19 protein-coding genes are annotated in these 18,252 nt (G+C 68.6%); 5 read left to right on the top strand and 14 right to left on the bottom strand.

The window, feature by feature from the left end; translation table 11 throughout:
* Window positions 1-53 precede the first annotated feature (53 nt).
* Window positions 54-956, bottom strand: a complete 903-nt coding sequence (locus AC1RTA_RS00610; protein WP_130458460.1) for a LysR family transcriptional regulator — start codon at window positions 954-956, stop codon at window positions 54-56.
* 198 nt (window positions 957-1,154) lie between these two features.
* Between AC1RTA_RS00610 and lplT the strand changes: the two genes are divergently transcribed.
* Complete coding sequence (gene lplT / locus AC1RTA_RS00605) at window positions 1,155-2,420, top strand: lysophospholipid transporter LplT (RefSeq protein WP_130458459.1); 1,266 nt, start codon at window positions 1,155-1,157, stop codon at window positions 2,418-2,420.
* A gap of 15 nt (window positions 2,421-2,435) precedes the next feature.
* Here lplT and AC1RTA_RS00600 read toward each other — a convergent pair whose 3' ends face one another.
* From AC1RTA_RS00600 to AC1RTA_RS00570, 7 genes are all read right to left on the bottom strand, one after another.
* On the bottom strand, window positions 2,436-2,942 hold the full coding sequence (locus AC1RTA_RS00600) for a TPM domain-containing protein (protein WP_130458458.1): 507 nt from the start codon (window positions 2,940-2,942) through the stop codon (window positions 2,436-2,438).
* Window positions 2,942-3,775 (bottom strand): TPM domain-containing protein, encoded by an 834-nt coding sequence (locus AC1RTA_RS00595; protein WP_492783703.1) that lies wholly within the window; start codon window positions 3,773-3,775, stop codon window positions 2,942-2,944. The genes AC1RTA_RS00600 and AC1RTA_RS00595 overlap by 1 nt, the downstream gene beginning before the upstream one ends.
* 12 nt (window positions 3,776-3,787) lie before the next feature.
* A complete protein-coding gene (locus AC1RTA_RS00590) occupies window positions 3,788-4,390 on the bottom strand; it encodes a LemA family protein (protein ID WP_152089238.1) in 603 nt (200 codons plus the stop codon).
* 200 nt (window positions 4,391-4,590) lie between these two features.
* Window positions 4,591-5,451 carry a uracil-DNA glycosylase gene (locus tag AC1RTA_RS00585; protein ID WP_492783702.1) on the bottom strand — a complete coding sequence of 287 codons (861 nt, stop codon included), beginning with the start codon at window positions 5,449-5,451 and terminating at the stop codon, window positions 4,591-4,593.
* On the bottom strand, window positions 5,448-5,939 hold the full coding sequence (rimI, locus tag AC1RTA_RS00580) for a ribosomal protein S18-alanine N-acetyltransferase (RefSeq protein WP_287875419.1): 492 nt from the start codon (window positions 5,937-5,939) through the stop codon (window positions 5,448-5,450). Before rimI ends, AC1RTA_RS00585 begins: the two co-directional genes overlap by 4 nt.
* A gap of 3 nt (window positions 5,940-5,942) precedes the next feature.
* Window positions 5,943-6,626 (bottom strand): tRNA (adenosine(37)-N6)-threonylcarbamoyltransferase complex dimerization subunit type 1 TsaB, encoded by a 684-nt coding sequence (gene tsaB, locus AC1RTA_RS00575; protein ID WP_130458453.1) that lies wholly within the window; start codon window positions 6,624-6,626, stop codon window positions 5,943-5,945.
* Between the two features lie 380 nt (window positions 6,627-7,006).
* Window positions 7,007-7,384, bottom strand: a complete 378-nt coding sequence (locus AC1RTA_RS00570; RefSeq protein ID WP_043798145.1) for a hypothetical protein — start codon at window positions 7,382-7,384, stop codon at window positions 7,007-7,009.
* A 308-nt stretch (window positions 7,385-7,692) separates the two neighbouring features.
* On the opposite strand from AC1RTA_RS00570, the gene ompR reads away from it, so the two are divergent.
* The 4 genes from ompR to AC1RTA_RS00550 all read left to right on the top strand — a co-directional run bounded on the left by ompR (window position 7,693) and on the right by AC1RTA_RS00550 (window position 11,470).
* Window positions 7,693-8,427, top strand: coding sequence for an osmolarity response regulator transcription factor OmpR (gene ompR, locus AC1RTA_RS00565; protein ID WP_152089242.1), 735 nt, complete (start codon window positions 7,693-7,695; stop codon window positions 8,425-8,427).
* 13 nt (window positions 8,428-8,440) lie between these two features.
* Window positions 8,441-9,769: an ATP-binding protein gene (locus AC1RTA_RS00560; protein ID WP_492783701.1), complete on the top strand. Its 1,329-nt coding sequence runs from the start codon at window positions 8,441-8,443 to the stop codon at window positions 9,767-9,769.
* Window positions 9,770-9,773: 4 nt separating this feature from the next.
* Window positions 9,774-10,412 carry a phosphatase PAP2 family protein gene (locus AC1RTA_RS00555; protein WP_492783700.1) on the top strand — a complete coding sequence of 213 codons (639 nt, stop codon included), beginning with the start codon at window positions 9,774-9,776 and terminating at the stop codon, window positions 10,410-10,412.
* A 62-nt stretch (window positions 10,413-10,474) separates the two neighbouring features.
* Complete coding sequence (locus tag AC1RTA_RS00550) at window positions 10,475-11,470, top strand: hypothetical protein (RefSeq protein ID WP_152089245.1); 996 nt, start codon at window positions 10,475-10,477, stop codon at window positions 11,468-11,470.
* A gap of 25 nt (window positions 11,471-11,495) precedes the next feature.
* Here the strand turns inward: AC1RTA_RS00550 and AC1RTA_RS00545 are convergent, their stop codons facing one another.
* The 6 genes from AC1RTA_RS00545 to thpR all read right to left on the bottom strand — a co-directional run bounded on the left by AC1RTA_RS00545 (window position 11,496) and on the right by thpR (window position 18,224).
* Window positions 11,496-12,212, bottom strand: coding sequence for a Crp/Fnr family transcriptional regulator (locus AC1RTA_RS00545; protein ID WP_152089246.1), 717 nt, complete (start codon window positions 12,210-12,212; stop codon window positions 11,496-11,498).
* 112 nt (window positions 12,213-12,324) lie between these two features.
* On the bottom strand, window positions 12,325-13,167 hold the full coding sequence (locus AC1RTA_RS00540) for an HDOD domain-containing protein (RefSeq protein WP_130458448.1): 843 nt from the start codon (window positions 13,165-13,167) through the stop codon (window positions 12,325-12,327).
* Entirely contained in the window at window positions 13,164-13,481 is a 318-nt protein-coding gene (locus tag AC1RTA_RS00535; protein ID WP_492783699.1) for a hypothetical protein, read from the bottom strand. Before AC1RTA_RS00535 ends, AC1RTA_RS00540 begins: the two co-directional genes overlap by 4 nt.
* A 19-nt stretch (window positions 13,482-13,500) precedes the next feature.
* Window positions 13,501-16,461 (bottom strand): EAL domain-containing protein, encoded by a 2,961-nt coding sequence (locus AC1RTA_RS00530; RefSeq protein WP_492783698.1) that lies wholly within the window; start codon window positions 16,459-16,461, stop codon window positions 13,501-13,503.
* 3 nt (window positions 16,462-16,464) lie between these two features.
* Window positions 16,465-17,688: an HD-GYP domain-containing protein gene (locus tag AC1RTA_RS00525; RefSeq protein ID WP_492783697.1), complete on the bottom strand. Its 1,224-nt coding sequence runs from the start codon at window positions 17,686-17,688 to the stop codon at window positions 16,465-16,467.
* Window positions 17,685-18,224 carry an RNA 2',3'-cyclic phosphodiesterase gene (gene thpR, locus AC1RTA_RS00520; RefSeq protein WP_492783696.1) on the bottom strand — a complete coding sequence of 180 codons (540 nt, stop codon included), beginning with the start codon at window positions 18,222-18,224 and terminating at the stop codon, window positions 17,685-17,687. Before thpR ends, AC1RTA_RS00525 begins: the two co-directional genes overlap by 4 nt.
* Between the last annotated feature and the right edge of the window lie 28 nt (window positions 18,225-18,252).

Genomic DNA, 18,252 nt, shown 5'->3' with positions numbered 1-18,252 from the left:
GGCGGCGCCGGAGGGAAAAGACGCCGCCAGGCGCCCCCCCCGCCGGCACCGCCTCAGGCGGCGTATTCCTGCAGCTTGCGGCGGGCGAAATCGACGAAGGAAGTGACCAGCTTGGAGCGGAACTTCTCCTTCGGCGTCACCAGGGACAGGGGCCGGGTCAGCCGGGGCGAGAGGGGAATGGCCACCAGATGCTGCAGCTGCAGTTCCTTGTGGAAACTGGCCCGGGAGACGATGGCCACGCCCAGGCCGGTGCTGACCACGCCCTTGAGGGCCTCGGGGCTGCCCAGTTCCATCAGCACCTTGAGGCTGGCCGGGTCCACCCCGGCCTGGCGGAAGTAGTTGTCGGTCACCTCCCGGGTGCCCGAACCCGGTTCCCGGGCGATGAAGGCGTGGTCCCGCAGCATGGCCGGGGTGATGGCCGACTCCCGGGCCAGGGGATGGCTGGGGGAGCAGATCACCTGCAACTCGTCGTCGCAACAGGTTTCGGCCTGCAGCTGGGGCAGGTGCTCGATGGCCTCGGTGATGCCCAGATCCAGGGAATGCTCGGCCACCCGGTTCTCGATGGTTTCCGAATTGCCCACCACCAGCCGGGCCCGTACGTTGGGATAGAGGGCATTGAACTCCCCCAGCACCCGGGGCAGCATGAATTCGGCGATGGTGATGCTGGCTCCCACCAGCAGGGGGCCCCGCATCTGGCCGGTCATTTCCGCCAGGCGGGCCTCCAGGTCGGCGTATTCGCCGAGGATGCGGTCGGCGTACTCCAGGGCCAGCTCGCCGGCGGGGGTGAGGGAAATGCGGCCGTGGCCCCGGTCGAAGAGGCGGGTGTTGAAGTGCTCTTCCAGCTGCTTGATCTGGAAGGTGACCGCGGGCTGGGTCATGTAAAGGGTCTCCGCCGCCTTGGTAAAGCTCAGTTGCTTGGCAACGGCATGGAACACCTGCAGGCGGCGATCGGCCATAAGTGGGAAACCTCCCTGAATTTATGGGGGTTATTCAAACATAAAGCCCGTTCCGGCGGAAGCTGCCAAAGGCCCGTCCCACGGGCATTCACCCCACTTTCATCACAAAGTTAAGCCTTTCGTGGTATAAACCTTCGCCCAACAAGACCTATTCGACGCGAGACACTCCATCGCCCGCTGCCCGGGGCGACCTACCTGATGCAGATCGGCTTTTACATCATCATGGCGGCGCAGTTTTTCTCTGCGCTGGCCGACAATGCCCTGCTCATCGCCGCCATCTACGCCCTGCGCGAGATGCAGGCGCCTGATGCCTATGCACCGCTGCTGAAGCTCTTCTTTACCGTCTCCTACGTCCTCCTGGCGGCCTTCGTCGGCGCCTTCGCCGACTCCATGCCCAAGTGGCGGGTGATGTTCATCAGCAACGGCATCAAGATCTTCGGCTGCGCCCTCATGTTCTTCCACGTCCATCCCCTGGCGGCCTACGCCGTGGTGGGCCTGGGCGCCGCCGCCTACTCGCCGGCCAAGTACGGCATCCTCACCGAGTACCTGCCCCACCGCCTGCTGGTCCTGGCCAACGGCTGGATCGAAGGCCTCACCGTGGGCGCCATCATCCTCGGCACGGTCCTCGGCGGCGCCCTGATCCAGCCCAAGATATCGGCCATGCTGCTCGGCTTCGACCTGCCCTTCGTCGATACCCCCATCGACACGGTGGTGGAAATGGCCCTCTGCGTGGTGGGCCTGCTCTACCTGATCGCCGCCGTCTTCAATCTCTACATCCCGGACACCGGGGTCGATCACAAGCCCCTGAAAAAGAATCCCTGGTACCTGCTGCACGAGTTCGGCCACTGTCTGGCCCTCTTGTGGCGGGACCGCCTGGGGCAGATTTCCCTGGCCGTCACCACCCTCTTCTGGGGCGCCGGCGCCACCCTGCAATTCATCGTCATCAAGTGGGCCGAGGCGGCCCTGCACCTGGACCTGTCCAAGTCCTCCATGCTGCAGGGCGTGGTGGCCCTGGGCGTGGCCGTGGGCGCCGCCGTGGCCGCCAAGTTCATCACCCTGCGCAAGTCGATCCGGGTCATTCCCCTGGGCATCGCCATGGGCATCATCGTCATCGGCATGAATTTCGTGCGGGACTTCTGGGTCGCCGTACCTCTGCTGATCCTCATCGGCGCCCTCTCCGGCTTCTTCGTGGTGCCCATGAACGCCCTGCTGCAGCACCGGGGCCACATCCTAATGGGGGCCGGCCATTCCATCGCCGTGCAGAACTTCAACGAGAACCTCTCCATCCTCATCATGACCGGCCTCTACGCCGCCATGATCAAGGCCGACTTCTCCATCTACACCGTCATCACCCTGTTCGGCCTCTTCGTCGCCGCCGCCATGTGGCTGGTGCGCCGGCGCCACCAGGCCAACCAGCGGGAACGGGACGACGTCATCCACCTGGACGACTGCAACGCCCACTGAGCCCGGGCGCGGGCCTCAGAGCATCAGGGGCGCGTCGGGCAGTTCGTTGGGATTGGCCTGCAGGGCCGGGAAGTGCCGTTGCAGCACCGCCGTGATGTCGTCGATGGCCGCCAGACAGCCGGCCTCGAATTCTCCCCGGGCGAAAGCCGCCTCCATCCTGCGGCACACCTCCTCCCAGAAATGGGCCTCCACCCGGGCATTAATGCCCCGGTCGGCGACGATTTCCACCTGCCGGTCGAGCAGGTCCAGGTAGATCAGCACGCCGCTGTTATGCACCGTGTCCCACACCCGCAGGTCGGAAAAGAGGGCCAGGGCGCGGGCCCGGCAGCCCTCGGGCCGCAGGGCATAGCCCAGGGGCAGGCAGCCTTCCAGGACAAAACGCAGTTCGCCCTCGTGGCGCTGTTCGGAGGCAGCAATGGCGGCCTCGATACGGGCCAGGGACTCCCGTGGGAAAGGACGCCGGGCCAGCCATTCGGGCACCAGCAGATAGCGCAGGAAGCGCCCCAGATCGGATGCTTGCATCACCATCTCCCGGAGGCGCCACCGCCTCCAAAACCGCCGCCACCGCCGGAGAATCCCCCGCCGCCGCTCCAGCCCCCACCTCCGCCGCCGCCACCGACAAAGCCGCTGCCGCCGACGAGGATGAAGAGGAACACCACGATGCCGATGCCGGCCACGCCGAACAGGCTGGCGCCCATGAAGCCGGCCACCACGGCCGCCACGCCGCCGCAGGCGCCGGCCGCCAGCAGACGCCCGAAGAGGGCCCGTAGCACATTGCCGGCCACCACGGCGACCATGAAAATGGGGAAGAGCAGGTCCACGTTGAGGTCGCCGCCGCCATGGTCGGCCGCCGCCGCCGGCAGGGGCTCGCCGCCGATCACCGCCAGCAGCCGCTCCACCCCGGCCCCGATGCCGCCGGCCATGTCGCCGGCCCGGAAGCGGGGCACGATGCTCTCTTCGATGATGCGCTTGGCCACCACGTCCGGCACCGCACCTTCCAGGCCGTAACCCACCTCGATGCGCACTTCCCGATCGTTCTTGGCCACCAGCAGGATGAGGCCGTCGTCCACACCCTTGCGCCCCAGTTTCCAGACTTCGGCGACGCGGATGCCGTACTGCTCGATGCTCTCCGGCCGCACCGTGGGCACCAGCAAGACGCCGACCTGGGCGCCCTTTTCCCGCTCGAAGGCGGCCAGACGGCTTTCCAGGGACTGGCGCTGGGCTTCGCTAAGGGTGCCGGTGAGGTCCGTCACCCGGGCCTTCAGGGCCGGCACCGGCACCTGGGCCCAGGCCGCCGTCAGGCCGCCCAGGCAAAAGAGCAGCAGCAACCGGCAGAAGCAGCGCAGGAAGGCCATGACCGACGCGGCTTACTTGGCCGGAGTGGCGCCGAAATCCACCTTGGGCGCGGTGGAGATGGCCTGTTCGTTTTCCACCGAGAAATTGGCCTTGGGCTGGTAACCGAAGGCCATGGCGGTGAGGTTGTTGGGGAAGCTGCGCACCGCCACGTTGTATTCCTGGATGGCCTTGATGTAGCGGTTGCGGGCCACGGCGATGCGGTTCTCGGTGCCTTCCAGCTGGGCCTGGAGGTCGCGGAAGCCGGCGTCGGCCTTCAGCTGGGGATAGTTCTCGCTGACCACCAGCAGGCGCGACAGGGCCGAGGACAGTTCCCCCTGGGCCTGCTGGAAGCGGGCCAGGGCCTGGGGATCGTTGGCCAGCTCCGGCGTCGCCTGGATGCTGCCCACCTTGGCCCGGGCGGCGGTGACTTCGGTCAGCACCTTTTCCTCGTGGGCGGCGTAGCCCTTCACCGTATTCACCAGATTGGGCACCAGGTCGGCGCGGCGCTGGTACTGGTTGAGCACTTCGGACCAGGCGGCCTTGGACTGCTCGTCCAGGGACTGGAAGGTGTTGTAGCCGCAACCGCTGAGCAGGGCGGCGACCAGGGAAATGAGGGCTAGCAGGCGCAGGGACATGGGGACTCTCCTCGATTCGGCGGGATCAGTGCATGAAGATGGGGCATGGTAACGCAAAGCACAAGGGCATGGCCGGCGCCGCCACAGCAACGGCCGGTCACAACGGGCATGCCCTGGAAGGCAGAAGGGACGCACATCTCCAGCATGCCATGGCGGAGAATGGCGCCCCTATTGACTCCCTGGCCTCCAGATGAACGGAATCAACCTCCGCCCTGGCGCCGGGCGTCGGCCAGCAGGCGCCGGGCGAAGCACAGGTCTTCCCAGGCCCGGGCCTTGTCCGTGAGATTGCGCAGCAGATAGGCCGGATGGTAGGTCACCACCACCGGGATCGGCCGGCCGTTGAGCAGGTATTCGTGGGGCCGGCCCCGCAGGGAGGCCAGGGGCCGCTCCTGGGCCAGCACGCTGTGCACCGCGGCGCGGCCGAGGAGGACGATCAGCTTGGGTTGCAGCAGCTCGATCTGGCGCTGCAGATAGGGGCGGCAGGTATCCATCTCCGCCGCCTCTGGCGTGCGGTTGCCCGGCGGCCGGCATTTCACCGCATTGCCGATGTAGACGCCCCGGCCCCGCTGCAGGTCGATGGCGGCCAGCATGGCATCGAGCAGCTTGCCGGCCTGGCCGACGAAGGGCTCGCCCTGCTCGTCCTCGTCCGCACCGGGGCCTTCACCGATGAACATCCAGTCCGGCTGCTGCCGGTCACCGACGCCGAGCACCGCCTGCTTGCGCTGCTGGCACAGGGCGCAGGCCTGACAGGCGGCGACCGCGTCCTGCAGTTCGTCCCAGCCCATATTGCCCAGGCTGCCGGCCGGCAGGGGCGTCCGGGGCGCCGGCGCCGCACCGGAGAAGGCTGCGGCAGCGGCCGGCGGCAAAATCAGGGACGGCCGCGGCGAACGGGGAGCTTCGGCCACAGGCGCAGCGGCGGCAGCGGCGGACTCGGCCGGGACGACGGCATCCATCGCCTCAGCCCCCTCCTCCGCCTGGCCGCGCAGGACCCACAGGGGGGTCAGCCCCATTTCATGCAGGATTTCCAGATTGCCCATGGGCCCTTCGCCGTTATGGTTCATGCCTCGATCTCCCCCAGCTCCCGGCGCAGCACCAGGGCATCCTCCCGCCCCTCGACGGCCGGGTAATAACCCTTGCGCCGGCCGATCACCTGGAAACCGTAGTTTTCATAGAGGGCCAGGGCCTTGGCGTTGGAGGGACGCACCTCCAGCAGCATGGTGACGGCACCGCCGTGGCGCGACACCTCCATGGCGAAGCGCAGCAGCCGGGCGCCATAGCCCCGGCCCTGGCGCTCGGCGGCGACGCTGATGTTGAGCAGATGGGTCTCGTCCAGGGAGGGCATGAGCACCATGTAGCCCACCAGGGCGCCACCCTCCCGGGCCACCCAGCAGCTGTAGCCGGCCTTCATGGAGTCGGCGAAATTGCCCTGGGTCCAGGGATGGGAATAGACCCGGTTTTCGATTTCCATGACCTGGGCCAGGTCCTTGCCGTTCATGGGCAGGAACTCCAGGGGAGCCAGCTCGGCGGCCAGGGCGGAAAGGGAGCGCATGGGTCAGGCCTTGCCGCCCTGGGCCAGGCGCTCGGCCACGGTCAGGGCGACCTTGTCGCGGATGTAGAGGGGAGCCGCCAGGGCCGGGTCCAGGCCTTCGCCCCGGGCCAGCCGGGGCGCCGCCAGCCGGGCCACCGCCGCTGCCGTCGGCACCCGTTGCCCGCCCAGGGGCCAGGCGGCCAGGCGTTGGCTCAGGGCCGGGTAGGCCGGCACGCCGTTGCCGCACACCGCCCAGTCTCCAGCAGCAGGCAGGGGCGCCTCCGCCGGCGGGCAGACGGTAATGGCGCCCTGTAGTTCCAGGACCTCGCCCACCCGGCGGTAGGCGCCGCAATAGACTTCGTTCATGCGGGCATCCAGATAGACCGCCACCTGGGGGCTGCCGTCGGCATAGGCCATGGCCTCCAGGGTCACCACCGGCAGCACCGGCCGGTCGAGGGCCACCGCCAGGCCCTGGGCCACGCCGCAGGCCACCCGCAGGCCGGTGAATGCGCCCGGGCCGGCGCCGAAGGCGATGCCGTCCAGGTCCGCCATGGCCAGGCCGGCTTCGGCCATCATGGCGCGCACCAGGGGCAAGAGGGTCAGGGAGCTTTGCTCACCGGCGGGACATTCCCGGGAGAGGAGGACGCCGTCGCGCCAGAGGGCGACGGACCCCTGGTCGGTGGCGGTTTCGAGGGCCAGCAGATTCATGGGGAGCGATTTTAACCCAGGCCCGGCCCTTCCCCGCCCCGGCATTGGGGTCGGCAAAAAAAAGGCGAAAAAAAGCGTGTCAAGACTTGACTTATGCACAAACAGCCCGCCCCTTGGCCCGGGGAGCCGCTTTCCGGCCACGATGACAGGCGGGAGCCAGCACCGACGTTGTATCTATTTGTTTTTATTGAAATTACCGGCAAAGCCGTTTTTTTGGGCAGAGTAAGAAAAATCCTTATCCCCGGGCTACTTAGGCCATCTGTCCGGCAATAACCCACAAAGTTATCCACAGCTTGTGTGAACAAGTCCGCAAGTACCGGGTGGATCAGGATTTTTTATCGACGACGGGCTCACAACCCGTCCCACGGCCGGATGGCCGCTCAGGGATGACGGGGAGAGCGGGGCGCCGGCGGCAGCCCTTCCGGGTACAGGGGACGGCGCTCTTCCCGGGGGTAGAACTCCCGGCCGGCCTCGTGCACATCCCGCCGCAGGCGCTGCCGTTCTTCCGGCGACAGGCGCCGCCGCTCCTCGCCCGGCGCAAAACCGGGAGGCCCCTCCTCCCGCTCGGCCTGGCGGGAATTGAGCCACTGGCGCCGGGCTTCCCGCCGCTCTTCCTTGCTCAGGCGGGCGTGGGGGTCCTCCGCCCGCTCCATGCGCAGGCCGCCTTCGGCCTGGGCCAGCAGGCGCGGCTCCTCCGGCCGGGCCCAGAGGGAGGCGGCAGAGAGCAGCAGGAGAGCGGAGAGGAACAGTCGTTTCATATGCACCATGGAATCACTACAACCGGCAACGTCGCCGTCACGGCGGGAAAACCCGCGCAACCCCGGAGCCCGGGCCGGCGACGGCGCACAGTGTGCCCAAATTGCCGGGCCGCTTCCAGAGCGGCAGCCACGACGCCATCCTAACGCCTGGATGCAAGCCCGGCCCCGTCTGGATGTAAGGCCGGCCCACGGCTTTGTAAATAATTGTTTCCCCGGCCCCGGTCAGCAACGCGGCGTAACGACTTGGCCCCCGCCGGGCCCGGCGGAGCCCTGTTGCCGGGGCACGGAACCGGTTAGCATTGCCAGCCATGAGCGAAAACAAACAACGCATTCTCGTCGTGGACGACGACCAGCGCCTGCGGGACCTGCTGCTGCGCTACCTGGGCGAACAGGGTTTCGTCGTCAAGACGGCGGAAAACGCCCCGGCCATGGACAAGCTGCTGGCCCGGGAGACCTTCGACCTGTTGGTGCTGGACCTGATGCTGCCCGGCGAGGACGGTCTCTCCATCTGCCGCCGCCTGCGGGCCGCCGACCCGCACCAGGCGGTGCTCATGCTCACCGCCAAGGGCGACGAGATCGACCGCATCGTCGGCCTGGAAATGGGTGCCGACGACTACCTGCCCAAGCCCTTCAACCCCCGCGAGCTGGTGGCCCGCATCCACGCGGTGCTGCGCCGCCGCGCCCTGCCGCCGCCGGGTTCCCCGGTGGAGGCCGAAGGCACGGTGCAGGTGGGCGAGATCAGCATCGACCTGGCCACCCGCCGCCTCACCCGGGGCGCCGAGGGCGAGGCGGTGATGCTCACCACCGGGGAATTCGCCGTGCTCAAGGTGCTGCTGCAGCACCCGCGCCAGCCCCTTTCCCGGGACCGCCTGATGAGCCTGGCCCGGGGCCGGGAACAGGGCCCCTTCGACCGGGCCATCGACGTGCAGATTTCCCGCCTGCGCAAGCTGATCGAGCCGGACCCCCAGACCCCGCGCTACATCCAGACCGTCTGGGGCTTCGGCTACGTGTTCGTGCCGGACGGCCAGGGCACCGCTGCCTGAGCCCCCGCCGGCCATGAAACTGCCGCGCGCCCTGCAGCGCATGCTGCCCCGCACCCTGCTGGTGCGGGCCTTCATCCTGGTGGCGGTGCTGCTGCTGGTCTCCGTCTCGGTCTGGGTCGCCCTGTTCCGGGCCGCTGAGCGGGAACCCCGGGCCCGCCAGCTGGCCCAGCTCACCGCCAGCGTCGCCAACATCACCCGGGCCGCCCTGCTCAGCGCCGACCCGGTGCTGCGCCGCGACCTGCTGCGGGAACTGTCGGAACGGGAAGGCCTGCGCCTCTACCCGGCGGAAGAGCAGGACCGGGTCACGCCCCTGCCCGACCGGGAGTTCTTCACCATCTTCCAGCGGGAAGCCTTCCAGCTGATGGGACCCCAGGCCAGCTTTGCCATCGCCGTGAACGACCAGCCCGGCTTCTGGATCCGCTTTTCCATGGAGGAAGGGGACGATTACTGGCTGGTGCTGCCGCGGGAGCGCACCGAGCGCAACCCGACCTGGCAGTGGCTGGGCTGGGGCGCCGTCTCCCTGGTGCTGTCCCTGGTGGTGGCCTGGCTCATCGTCGCCCGCATCGCCCGCCCCCTGAAGATCATGGCCCGGGCCGCCCGGGCCGTGGGCCGTGGCGAGCGGCCGCCCACCCTGGCCGAAGAAGGGGCCGAGGAAGTACGCCTGCTGGCCCGGGCCATGAACCAGATGTCCGCCGACCTGGCCCGCCTGGAAAGCGAACGGGCCCTGGTACTGGCCGGCATCTCCCACGATCTGCGCACCCCCCTGGCGCGCATGCGCCTGGCGGCGGAAATGGGGGTGGAGGACGAAAGCCTGCGGGCCGGCATGAACGACGACATCACCCAGATGGACGGCATCATCGGCCAGTTCCTCGACTACGCCCGGGGCGAGGAGCAGGAGCCGGAAGAAAGCGCCGATCCCAACCAGCTGCTGGCCACCCTGGCCCGCCGCTGCCAGGAACGGCAGGAGCCGGTGCAACTGCAGACATCGCCCCTGCCGCCCCTGCGGCTGCGCCCCCGGGCCCTGGAACGGGCCCTGACCAATCTCATCGGCAACGCCCGCAAATACGGCGGCGGCGACATCACCCTGGCCTCCGGCATCGCCGACGGCCAGGCCTTCCTCGCCGTGCTGGACCGGGGACCGGGCATTCCCCCCGCCGAAGTGGAGCGGCTGAAGCGCCCCTTCACCCGCCTCGAGGCCGCCCGCAGCGACACCACCGGCACCGGCCTGGGCCTGGCCATCGTCGAACGCATCGCCCGCCTGCACGGCGGCCGCCTGGAGTTGTCGCCCCGGGAGGGCGGCGGCCTGGCCGCCCGCCTGCTGCTGCCCCTGCCCCCCGCCTGAGCCCATGGGACGCCTTTCTCCACGGCCCCTGGCCGGGCGAGTCCTGGGCACGGCCCTCTTCGGCATGGCCTGCCTGACAGCCTTGTGGTTGCTGGCTCCCCGGGGCATCCCGGCCTGGGACCGGGCCCTGCTCGACCTTTTCGCCCAGATCCGCAGCCCCCTGCTGGACCGGGCCATGGGCAGCCTCACCTGGCTCGGCTCCCTCTGGCTGCTGCTGCCGGCCAGCCTGTTGCTGGGCCTCCTGGCGCACCGCCGTCGGCCCCGGGCCTGGCTGCCGGCCGCCGCCCTGGGCCTTGCCATCGGCATCGGCTACCTGGCCAAGAGCCTCATCCAGCGCCCCCGGCCCGACCTCTACCCTGCCCTGGACGGCCTCGCCACCCACGCCTCCTTCCCCAGCCTGCACAGCGCCCAGGCCCTGGCCTTCGGCATCGCCCTCGGCCTGCTGCTGCAACGCTCCTGGATCCTGGCAGCGGCAGCCGTGCTGGGGCTGGCAGTGGGTGTCTCCCGCCTCTACCTGCAGGTGCATTTCCCCAGCGACGTGCTGGCCGGCGCCCTCCTCGGCGGCCTCACCGCCCTGGTCCTGGACCGGCTGTGGCATCCGGCAACCGTCACCGCACAAGACGACAGCATACAAATCCGGTAGCCTGCAGACCTGCGGGAACGCCCGTTCCCTCACCGATCAAGTTTTTGCAGGAGCTTGCCCCGATGTACAACGACGAGGATCTGGCGGCCGCCGTACGCGACGGCGTGCTCAGCCAGGAAGCGGTGGATGCCTTCCAGGCCTATATGGTGCAGGGCCGGCCCCTGCCGGTGGTGGATGAGGAACACTTCCGCCTGGTCAGCGGCTTCAACGACATTTTCGTGGTCATCGCCTGCCTGCTGCTCCTGGCCGCCCTCGGCTGGCTCGGCAGCCGCGTCCATGACGGCGCCGGCCCCCTGCTGGTGGCCGCCACGGCCTGGGGCCTGGCCGAGTTCTTCACCCGCCAGCGGCGCCTGGCCCTGCCCTCCATCGTGCTTCTGCTGGCTTTCGTCGGCGGTCTGGTGGGCATGACCGTGGCCGTGCTACGGCCCCTGGACAGCGTTTCCCTGCCCCTGGCGGGGCTCCTCGGCGGCCTCGGCGCCTGGCTGCACTGGCGGCGTTTCCGCGTGCCCATCACCGTCGCTGCCGGCGCCGCTGCGGTGGCCGGCACCCTGCTGGCCATGCTTTTCCTCAAATCAACGCTGGCCCGGGAATGGTATGCCCCCATCACCTTCGTCGCCGGCACGGCGGTGTTCGCCCTGGCCATGGCTTGGGACACGGCCGATCCGCAGCGCAAGACCCGCCGCGCCGACGTGGCCTTCTGGCTGCACCTGCTGGCGGCGCCCCTGCTGGTCCATCCCATTTTCACGTCGCTGCAGATGTTCTCCCGGGAGGCCACCCTGGTTCAGGCCGCCGCGGCGCTTCTTATCTACGCCCTGCTGGGACTGCTGTCCCTGGCCATCGACCGGCGCGCCCTGATGGTGTCGGCCCTGGCCTATCTGCTCTACGCTTTCACCGCCCTGCTGAAGAACCTGGGCATGGTCAGCCTCAGCTTCGCCTTCACCGCCCTCTGCATCGGCGCCGCCCTGCTCCTGCTCTCGGCCTTCTGGCACACCTGCCGCAGCCGCGTCGTCAGCGTCCTGCCAGCCCCCTGGCAAGAGCGTCTGCCGCCGCTGCACTGAGGGCGGCCTGAGTGGCGGCTGCGGCCTACAGATCGCAGCCGTGGGGGCAGACGTAGCCCGCCAGCTGCTCCACGTCCTTCACCTGCAGGCGGTTGCCCTCCTGGGTAATGAGGCCCCGTTCGGTCAGGTCCCGCAGGGCCCGGGAGAGATGGGTCTGGCTGATGCTGAGGCGGGAGGCCAGATTCTTCTTCGGCACCGGGATGGCCAGGCTGAGGGAATCCTTGAGGGTCAGGCGGGAGGTCTCGAAGCCGCAGATCAGGTAGCAGGCCAGGCGCTGCACGGCGGTCTTGGAATAGAAGGTGACCACGTCGGCGTAGAGCAGGCAGATGCGCTCGGACACCAGTTCCAGGAAGCGCTGGGCGAAAGGCCAGGATTCGTCCATCCAGGCCAGCACCTCGGCCGGAGGAATGCGCAGCATCACCGTCGGCGTCAGGCTGCGGGCCCAGTAGTTGATGGCTTTCTGGTCGCTGACGGTCTCTTCCGCCAGGGTTTCCCCCGACTTGATGAAGTGCAGCACCTTCTCTTCCCCTTCGGCGTTGCAGAAGAAGATTTCGACGGAACCGTGCACCAGGATGTAGAGCCCCGGGGAGCGGGTGCCCCGCTCCAGGAAGCAGCAGTCCTCCGGCACCTGCAGCCGGTTCTCGGGACGGTTCAGGATATCGTTGAAGCGCTCGCTCTCCTCCAGTCCGGCAAAGAGGCGGGAGGACTTGAGCAGGGCGATTTCATGGGGAGTGAAGGACACAGGGGAGTCCAGACCGACGGTGGGTGACTCCCCTAAGCTACGCCGCCCCCGGCGGCGAATCCTTGATTTTGGCTAAACCCGGGGGCATAAGCGCCCCGGGTGCGGCGGCCCTTCAGATGTTGAGGGCGGTGCACACATCCTCGAACTGGTCTTCCACCGTCGCCAGCATCTGCTTGAAACGGCCCCAGTCGATGCCAAGCCGGTTCCAGGCCACGGCGGAGAGGGGCGGCACCAGTTCATCCTCCCGGGGACACAGGTCCAGGGCATGGGCCATGACGTCGGCCACATGGACGACACCGGCGAGGGAATCGGCGGTAGCCTCCTCCGGAGCGTGGTGATGGGCCACCGCCGCCTGGATGGAAGGGGCAAAGTGCCAGCGTTCGGCCAGGGCCTGACCCACCTGGGCATGGTCCAGGCCCAGCACGTCCCGTTCGGCGGTGAGGAGGAAACAGTCGTGCTTCTTCTGGTAGGCCAGGGCCTCCCGGTACTCGTCGGGGAAACAGGTGACCAGCACCAGGCGGCCGATATCGTGCAGCAGGCCGGCGGTGAAGGCACCGTCCTCGGAGACGCCGGCCTCCGCCGCCAGGGTGCGGGCGCACAGGGCAACACCGACGCAGTGCTGCCAGAACAGGCGCTGGTCGAACCAGCTGTGGCGGGACTGGGCAAAGGCGCCGGTGACGGCGGCGGCGGCCACCAGGGAGCGGATCTGACGCAGGCCCAGGATCACGGTGGCATCCTGGATGCTGGCCACCTTGCTCTGCAGGCCGTAGAAGGGGGAATTGGCCACCTTCAGGGCCTTGGCCGCCAGGGCTTGGTCCAGGGCGATCTTGTTGGCCAGCTCGTCCGCATTGACGTCGTCCTTGTCGGCCGACTGCAGCAGTTCGATCACCACCGCCGGCAGGGACGGCAGCTGACGCACCGCCTCCACCACCTGTTGCGCTTGCAGGGTCTTCATTGGGGGCGCTCCTGGCGGTATTCCAGCATCAGGCGCAGCAACTCCTGGGAGGCCGGGTCGCCGGCCTGGCGGAACAGGTGCTGCAGGCGCAGCCGGGAAGCCTCCCGGCGGGCCATGAGGGCGCCCTCGTCCACCGGCGCCTCGATGCGGATGGTCAGGGTTTCGATGCCGCGCCGGGCCAGGGAGCGCAGGCTGGACTCGGCCAGTTCGGAGCCCCTGGGCAGCAGGACCTGACCGGCGGCATCCCGCAGGTCGTCCCCCAGCAGCATGCCCGGCTGGGCTTCCTCCAGGGATATTTGTTTGATGGTGCTCATTGTTTCTTTTCCATGGGTGCTACAGGGGCAACAGCAACAGCAGGTGTCCCCGGGTCTTGGCATCGTTGCCGAAAGGCTGGCACAGGGCGCGGCAACGGCCGCCCTGGTTCAAGGTGATTTCCCGGCTGCCGCCGCCCGCCTGCAGCAGCGCCAGCAGCTCCGGCGGCAGCAGGTCGGCGCTCTCGTTGCCGATCAGACCGCAGGCCGGCCACAACCGTTCCGCCGCCGCATTGGCGTAGGCCACCATGCCGCTGGCGTCCACCCCCAGCACCGCCGCCGGCAGCTCCTGGAGCACCTCGTGGGCGATACCGGTGGCCTGCTGGGGCCGCATTTCCTGACGGGCGTGGCTGGCCAGGAGGGACTCCAGCTCCTGGCCGAGGCGGGACAGCTCCAGGCCGGCGCTATGGACCTCCTGGGTCAGGCGCTGGTTCTCCAGCAGCAGACTGTGCTGGCGCAGGGCTTCGAGGACGCCGGCGACCAGCACTTCCGTGCCCACGTCCCGGGACAAGAGATGGCCCGCCAGATGGGGCGGCAGTTCGGCGGCGGCCGCCGCCATGTTGTCGGCGGAGGACAGCAGCAGGAAGCCGGCCTCCGGCTGCAACTGGCCCGCCCGTTCGAGGAAGGCCTGGCCGGCACTGTCGGTGAGCCCGGCATCGGCGACGATGGCGTCCACCCGCTGGCAGGCCAGGGCCGCCAGCCCCTCTTCGCCGCCACCGGCCAGCAGCACCCGCAGGTTGGCCTCCTCCAGGGCCCGGCCGAGGGTCAGGCGCAGGGCCGGCGCCGTCAGCACCAGCAGGACCGTCGGCACCTGCGCCCCCCGGGCCCGCAGGCGGCCCGGCAGCACCCGCCCCTTGTCGAGCAGGGCCAGGGCCTCCGGCGCCGGCACCGGACGGCTGAAGTAGTAGCCCTGCATCTCGTCGCAGTGGTTGGCCACCAGCAGGGCGATCTGGCCCTCGGTCTCCACCCCTTCGGCCACCACCTTGAGGCGCAGATTGTGGGCCATGGTGATGACGGCCCGGGTGATGGAGGCATCGCCCGGATCGGCGGTGATGTCCTGGACGAAGGCCCGGTCCACCTTGACCGTGTCCAGGGGCAGGCGCTTCAGATAGGCCAGGCTGGAATAGCCGGTGCCGAAATCGTCCACCGACAGCTGCACGCCCATGGCCTTGAGCCGGTTGAGCAACGCGATGTTGTCCTCGACGTGGCTCATCAGCAGGCTCTCGGTCAGTTCCAGCTCCAGGGCCTGGGGCGGCAGGCCGGAATCCTCCAGGGCCTGGCGCACGTCCTGCACCAGGGCCTCGGACTGCAGCTGCCGGGCCGACAGGTTCACCGCCACCGTCAGCTGACCGTGACCGGCCAGGTGCCATGCCGCCGCCTGCTGACAGGCCTGCTGCAGCACCCAGGTGCCGACGGGCACGATGAGCCCGGTTTCTTCCAGCAGGGGAATGAATTCCATGGGCGAGACCAGGCCCCGGACCGGATGCTGCCAGCGCAGCAGGGCCTCGAAGCCGGTGATGCCGCCGTGGCTGCAGCTGACCTTGGGCTGGAAGTGGAGGATGAATTCCTGGCGCTGCACCGCCCGCCGCAGGTCCGTCTCCAGTTGCAGCTGTTCCTTGACCCGGGCGTTCATGGCGGCGGTGAAGAACTGGAAGTTGTTGCGTCCCAGCTCCTTGGCCCGGTACATGGCCGTGTCGGCGTTGCGGATGAGCTTTTCCAGGTCGTCGCAATCGTCCGGGTAGAGGGTGATGCCGATGGAGGCGGAGACGAACAGCTCCTGCCCTTCCAGGGTGATGGGCTGGGCCAGGGTGTCCACCAGGCGGCGGGCCACCACGGTGACGTCGTACTCCCGCTCCGGGTCCGGCACCAGCACGGCGAACTCGTCGCCGCCCAGGCGCCCCACCGTGTCGCTGGCCCGCAGGCAGCCGCCGATGCGGGCGGCCACCTGCTGCAACAGGGCGTCGCCGGCCAGGTGGCCCAGGGTGTCGTTGACCACCTTGAAACGGTCCAGGTCGATGAACATCACCGCCAGCCGGCCGCCCTGGCGCTGCACCATGGCCAGGGCCGCCTTCAGGCGCTCGCGGAAGAGCAGGCGGTTGGGCAGGCCGGTGAGGCTGTCGAAGTGGGCCAGATGGGTCAGGCGCTGCTGGGCTTCCACCGTCTCGGTGACGTTGAGGTGCATCACCACCGCGCCCCGGTTGCCCCGGGCTTCCAGGGGCGTCACCAGAACGCGGAACCAGCGCTTCTCGGTGGGCGAATGACAGGCATAGACCAGGGAAAATTCGTGCTGCAGACCGTCGATCACGGCACGGATGCCGACGGCGATGTCCTGGGCCTCTTCCGCCGATTCGCCCCAGGACCTCTCACAGACCCGGATGTAGTTGCAGCCCACGCCGGCGCTGCTCGGATCATGGCTGTTCTCGGCGGCGAAACGGCTCCAGGGCTCGTTCACCGCGACGATGATGCCCTCGGCGTCGAGGATCGCGATATGGGCCGGCAGGGCGTCCAGCACGCCCTTCTGCACCGCCTCGCTGGCCCGCAGGGCTTCCCGTTGCAGCACCAGGTCGGTGATGTCGGTGCCGACGCCGCCGACGCTGTGGGCATTGCCCTGCTCGTCCTTCATGTCGAAGCTGCGGATGTGCAGCCAGCGCTCGCCACCGTTGGGATGGACGATGCGCACCACCTCGTTGACCCCGCCCCGGGGATTGCGCCGCACCGCCTCCCGCATGCGGTCCAGGTCGTCCGGGTGGATGAAGCGCAGCCAGTCGAAGCGGTTGCGGTAGAGGTCTTCCACCGAGCCGCCCCAGTGGGTGGCGTAGGCCGGATTGGCATAGACCACGCGGCGGGCGGCGATGTCGATCAGCCAGAAGCTTTCCGGGATGTTGTCCGCCAGCTGGACGAAGCGGTTCTCGCCCTGCCGCAGGCGGGTCAGCACATTCTCGATGCCGCGGGTTTCGCGGGGAGCGGGCGGTGGCTTGGGCATGCTTCAGGAAAGGAAACGATTGACGTCGATGCCCCACTTGAGGGGGGATTCATGGGTGACGATGCGGTCGCCGCCGCCATGGCCGAAGGGGCGGGAGAGGTCCACATCCTGGGGCGGCAGGTAGTACTGGCGCTTGGCGTCGTAGATGACCCGCACCAGGGGTTGCAGCAGGTTCTTTTCCCGCTGTTCCACCACCACGCCAAGGCGCTCGCTCTCCAGGCGCACCAGGGTGCCCACCGGGTAGATGCCGATGCTCTTGACGAAGATCTGGAACAGGGCCGGATCAAAGTGGTACTTGCTCCAGTCGAAAAGCTTGCGCATGGCTTCCCCCGGATTGACGCCCCGATGATAAACCCGGTCGGTGGTGATGGCGTCATACACATCGACGATGGCCGCCATGCGTCCCACCTGGGAAATCTCCTCGCCCTTGAGGCCCCGGGGATAGCCACTGCCGTCGAAACGCTCGTGGTGGTGCTCCATGATATCGAAGGCCAGCTGGGGAATGCCCGCCGTCTGGTGCAGGATGTCGGAACCCTGGACCACGTGGGATTTCACGTGCAGGTATTCCTCGTCGGTCAGCTTGCCCGGCTTGGCCAGAATCTCGGCATGGATGCGCACATAGCCGATGTCGTGCAGCAGGCCGCCCAGGGCCACCTGGTGGATGGTCGCCAGGTCCATGTCCATGGCCTTGGCGAAGGCCGCCAGCATGGCGCAGACGCCCACCGAGTGCTGGTAGGTGTAGTCGTCCCGCTGCTGCAGGCGGCGCAGGGTGAACATGGCGTTGCTGTTGCGGATGACGGAGTTGGTGATCTTCTCCACCGCCAGCTTCACCGATTCCATCTCGATCTGGCGCCCCAGGCGGGCGTTGTCCATGACGCTGCGCACCAGGCGGGCCCCCTCGTTGAAGGCCCCCTTGGCCTTGGCCAGCTCCTCCGCCAGGCTGGTGCGGGGCGGCGGCGCCTTGTTTTCCGACGCCTCGGCCATCCTTTCCAGATCCTGCTGGCTGCTCCGTGCCGCCTCCTGGGCCGTGGGCACGTCGTCCACATCCAGCCCCTTGGCGGTGTCGATGAACACCTCCCGGATGCCGGCACGGCGGATCTTCAGCACCTGCTCCTGGTCTTCCAGCAGCAGGCTGTTGCGCAGGAAGGGATGATCCATCCAGCCCGCATTGACGTCGCTGACATACATGCCGACCCGGATCTGGGCCACGGGAATCTTCTTGATCATGCCGAGCCCTCCACCGGCCAGCGGGCCAGGGTCTCGTAGGCGGCACCGCCGGCATGGCGGCGGGAGCGCAGCAGGGCGAAATCCGTGGCGCGCCAGTACAGGGGCAAGGCCTCCTCCCGGCAGGGCGGCGCCACGGGGGCGCGGCGCACCAGGGTCACGTGGGGCACGAAGGGACGGGGTTCCAGGGCAAAGCCCCGCTCGCCCACGGCCGCCGCCAGGGCGTCAGCGAGGCCGTGCAGGGCAGCGACGGGAGCGCGGCAGCCGATCCAGGCGAGGTGGTTGTGCTGCCAGTAGCCAAAATGATCCAGGGAAAACTCCAGGGGAAATACGTGGTGCATGACTTGTTGCCGGGCCACCAGGTGGCCGGCTTCCTGCAGGGCCGGCAGGGTTTCGAGGGGAACGTCGCCGAGAAAGGCCAGGGTCAGGTGCAGGGTCTCCCGGGCCATGGCGCGGCCGCCCACGGCCGCCGCCTGGGCTTCGGCCAGGGCCGCCAGGCGCTCAGCCAGGGCCGCCTCGGGCCAGAGGGCGAAAAACACCCGGGCCCGTTCTGGGGACGCTGTCTGA

The sequence above is a fragment of the Azospira sp. MPR-E4 genome (assembly GCF_058809645.1).
Note: the sequence above shows the minus strand (reverse complement) of the source record. Positions and strands in the feature narration are given on the sequence as shown.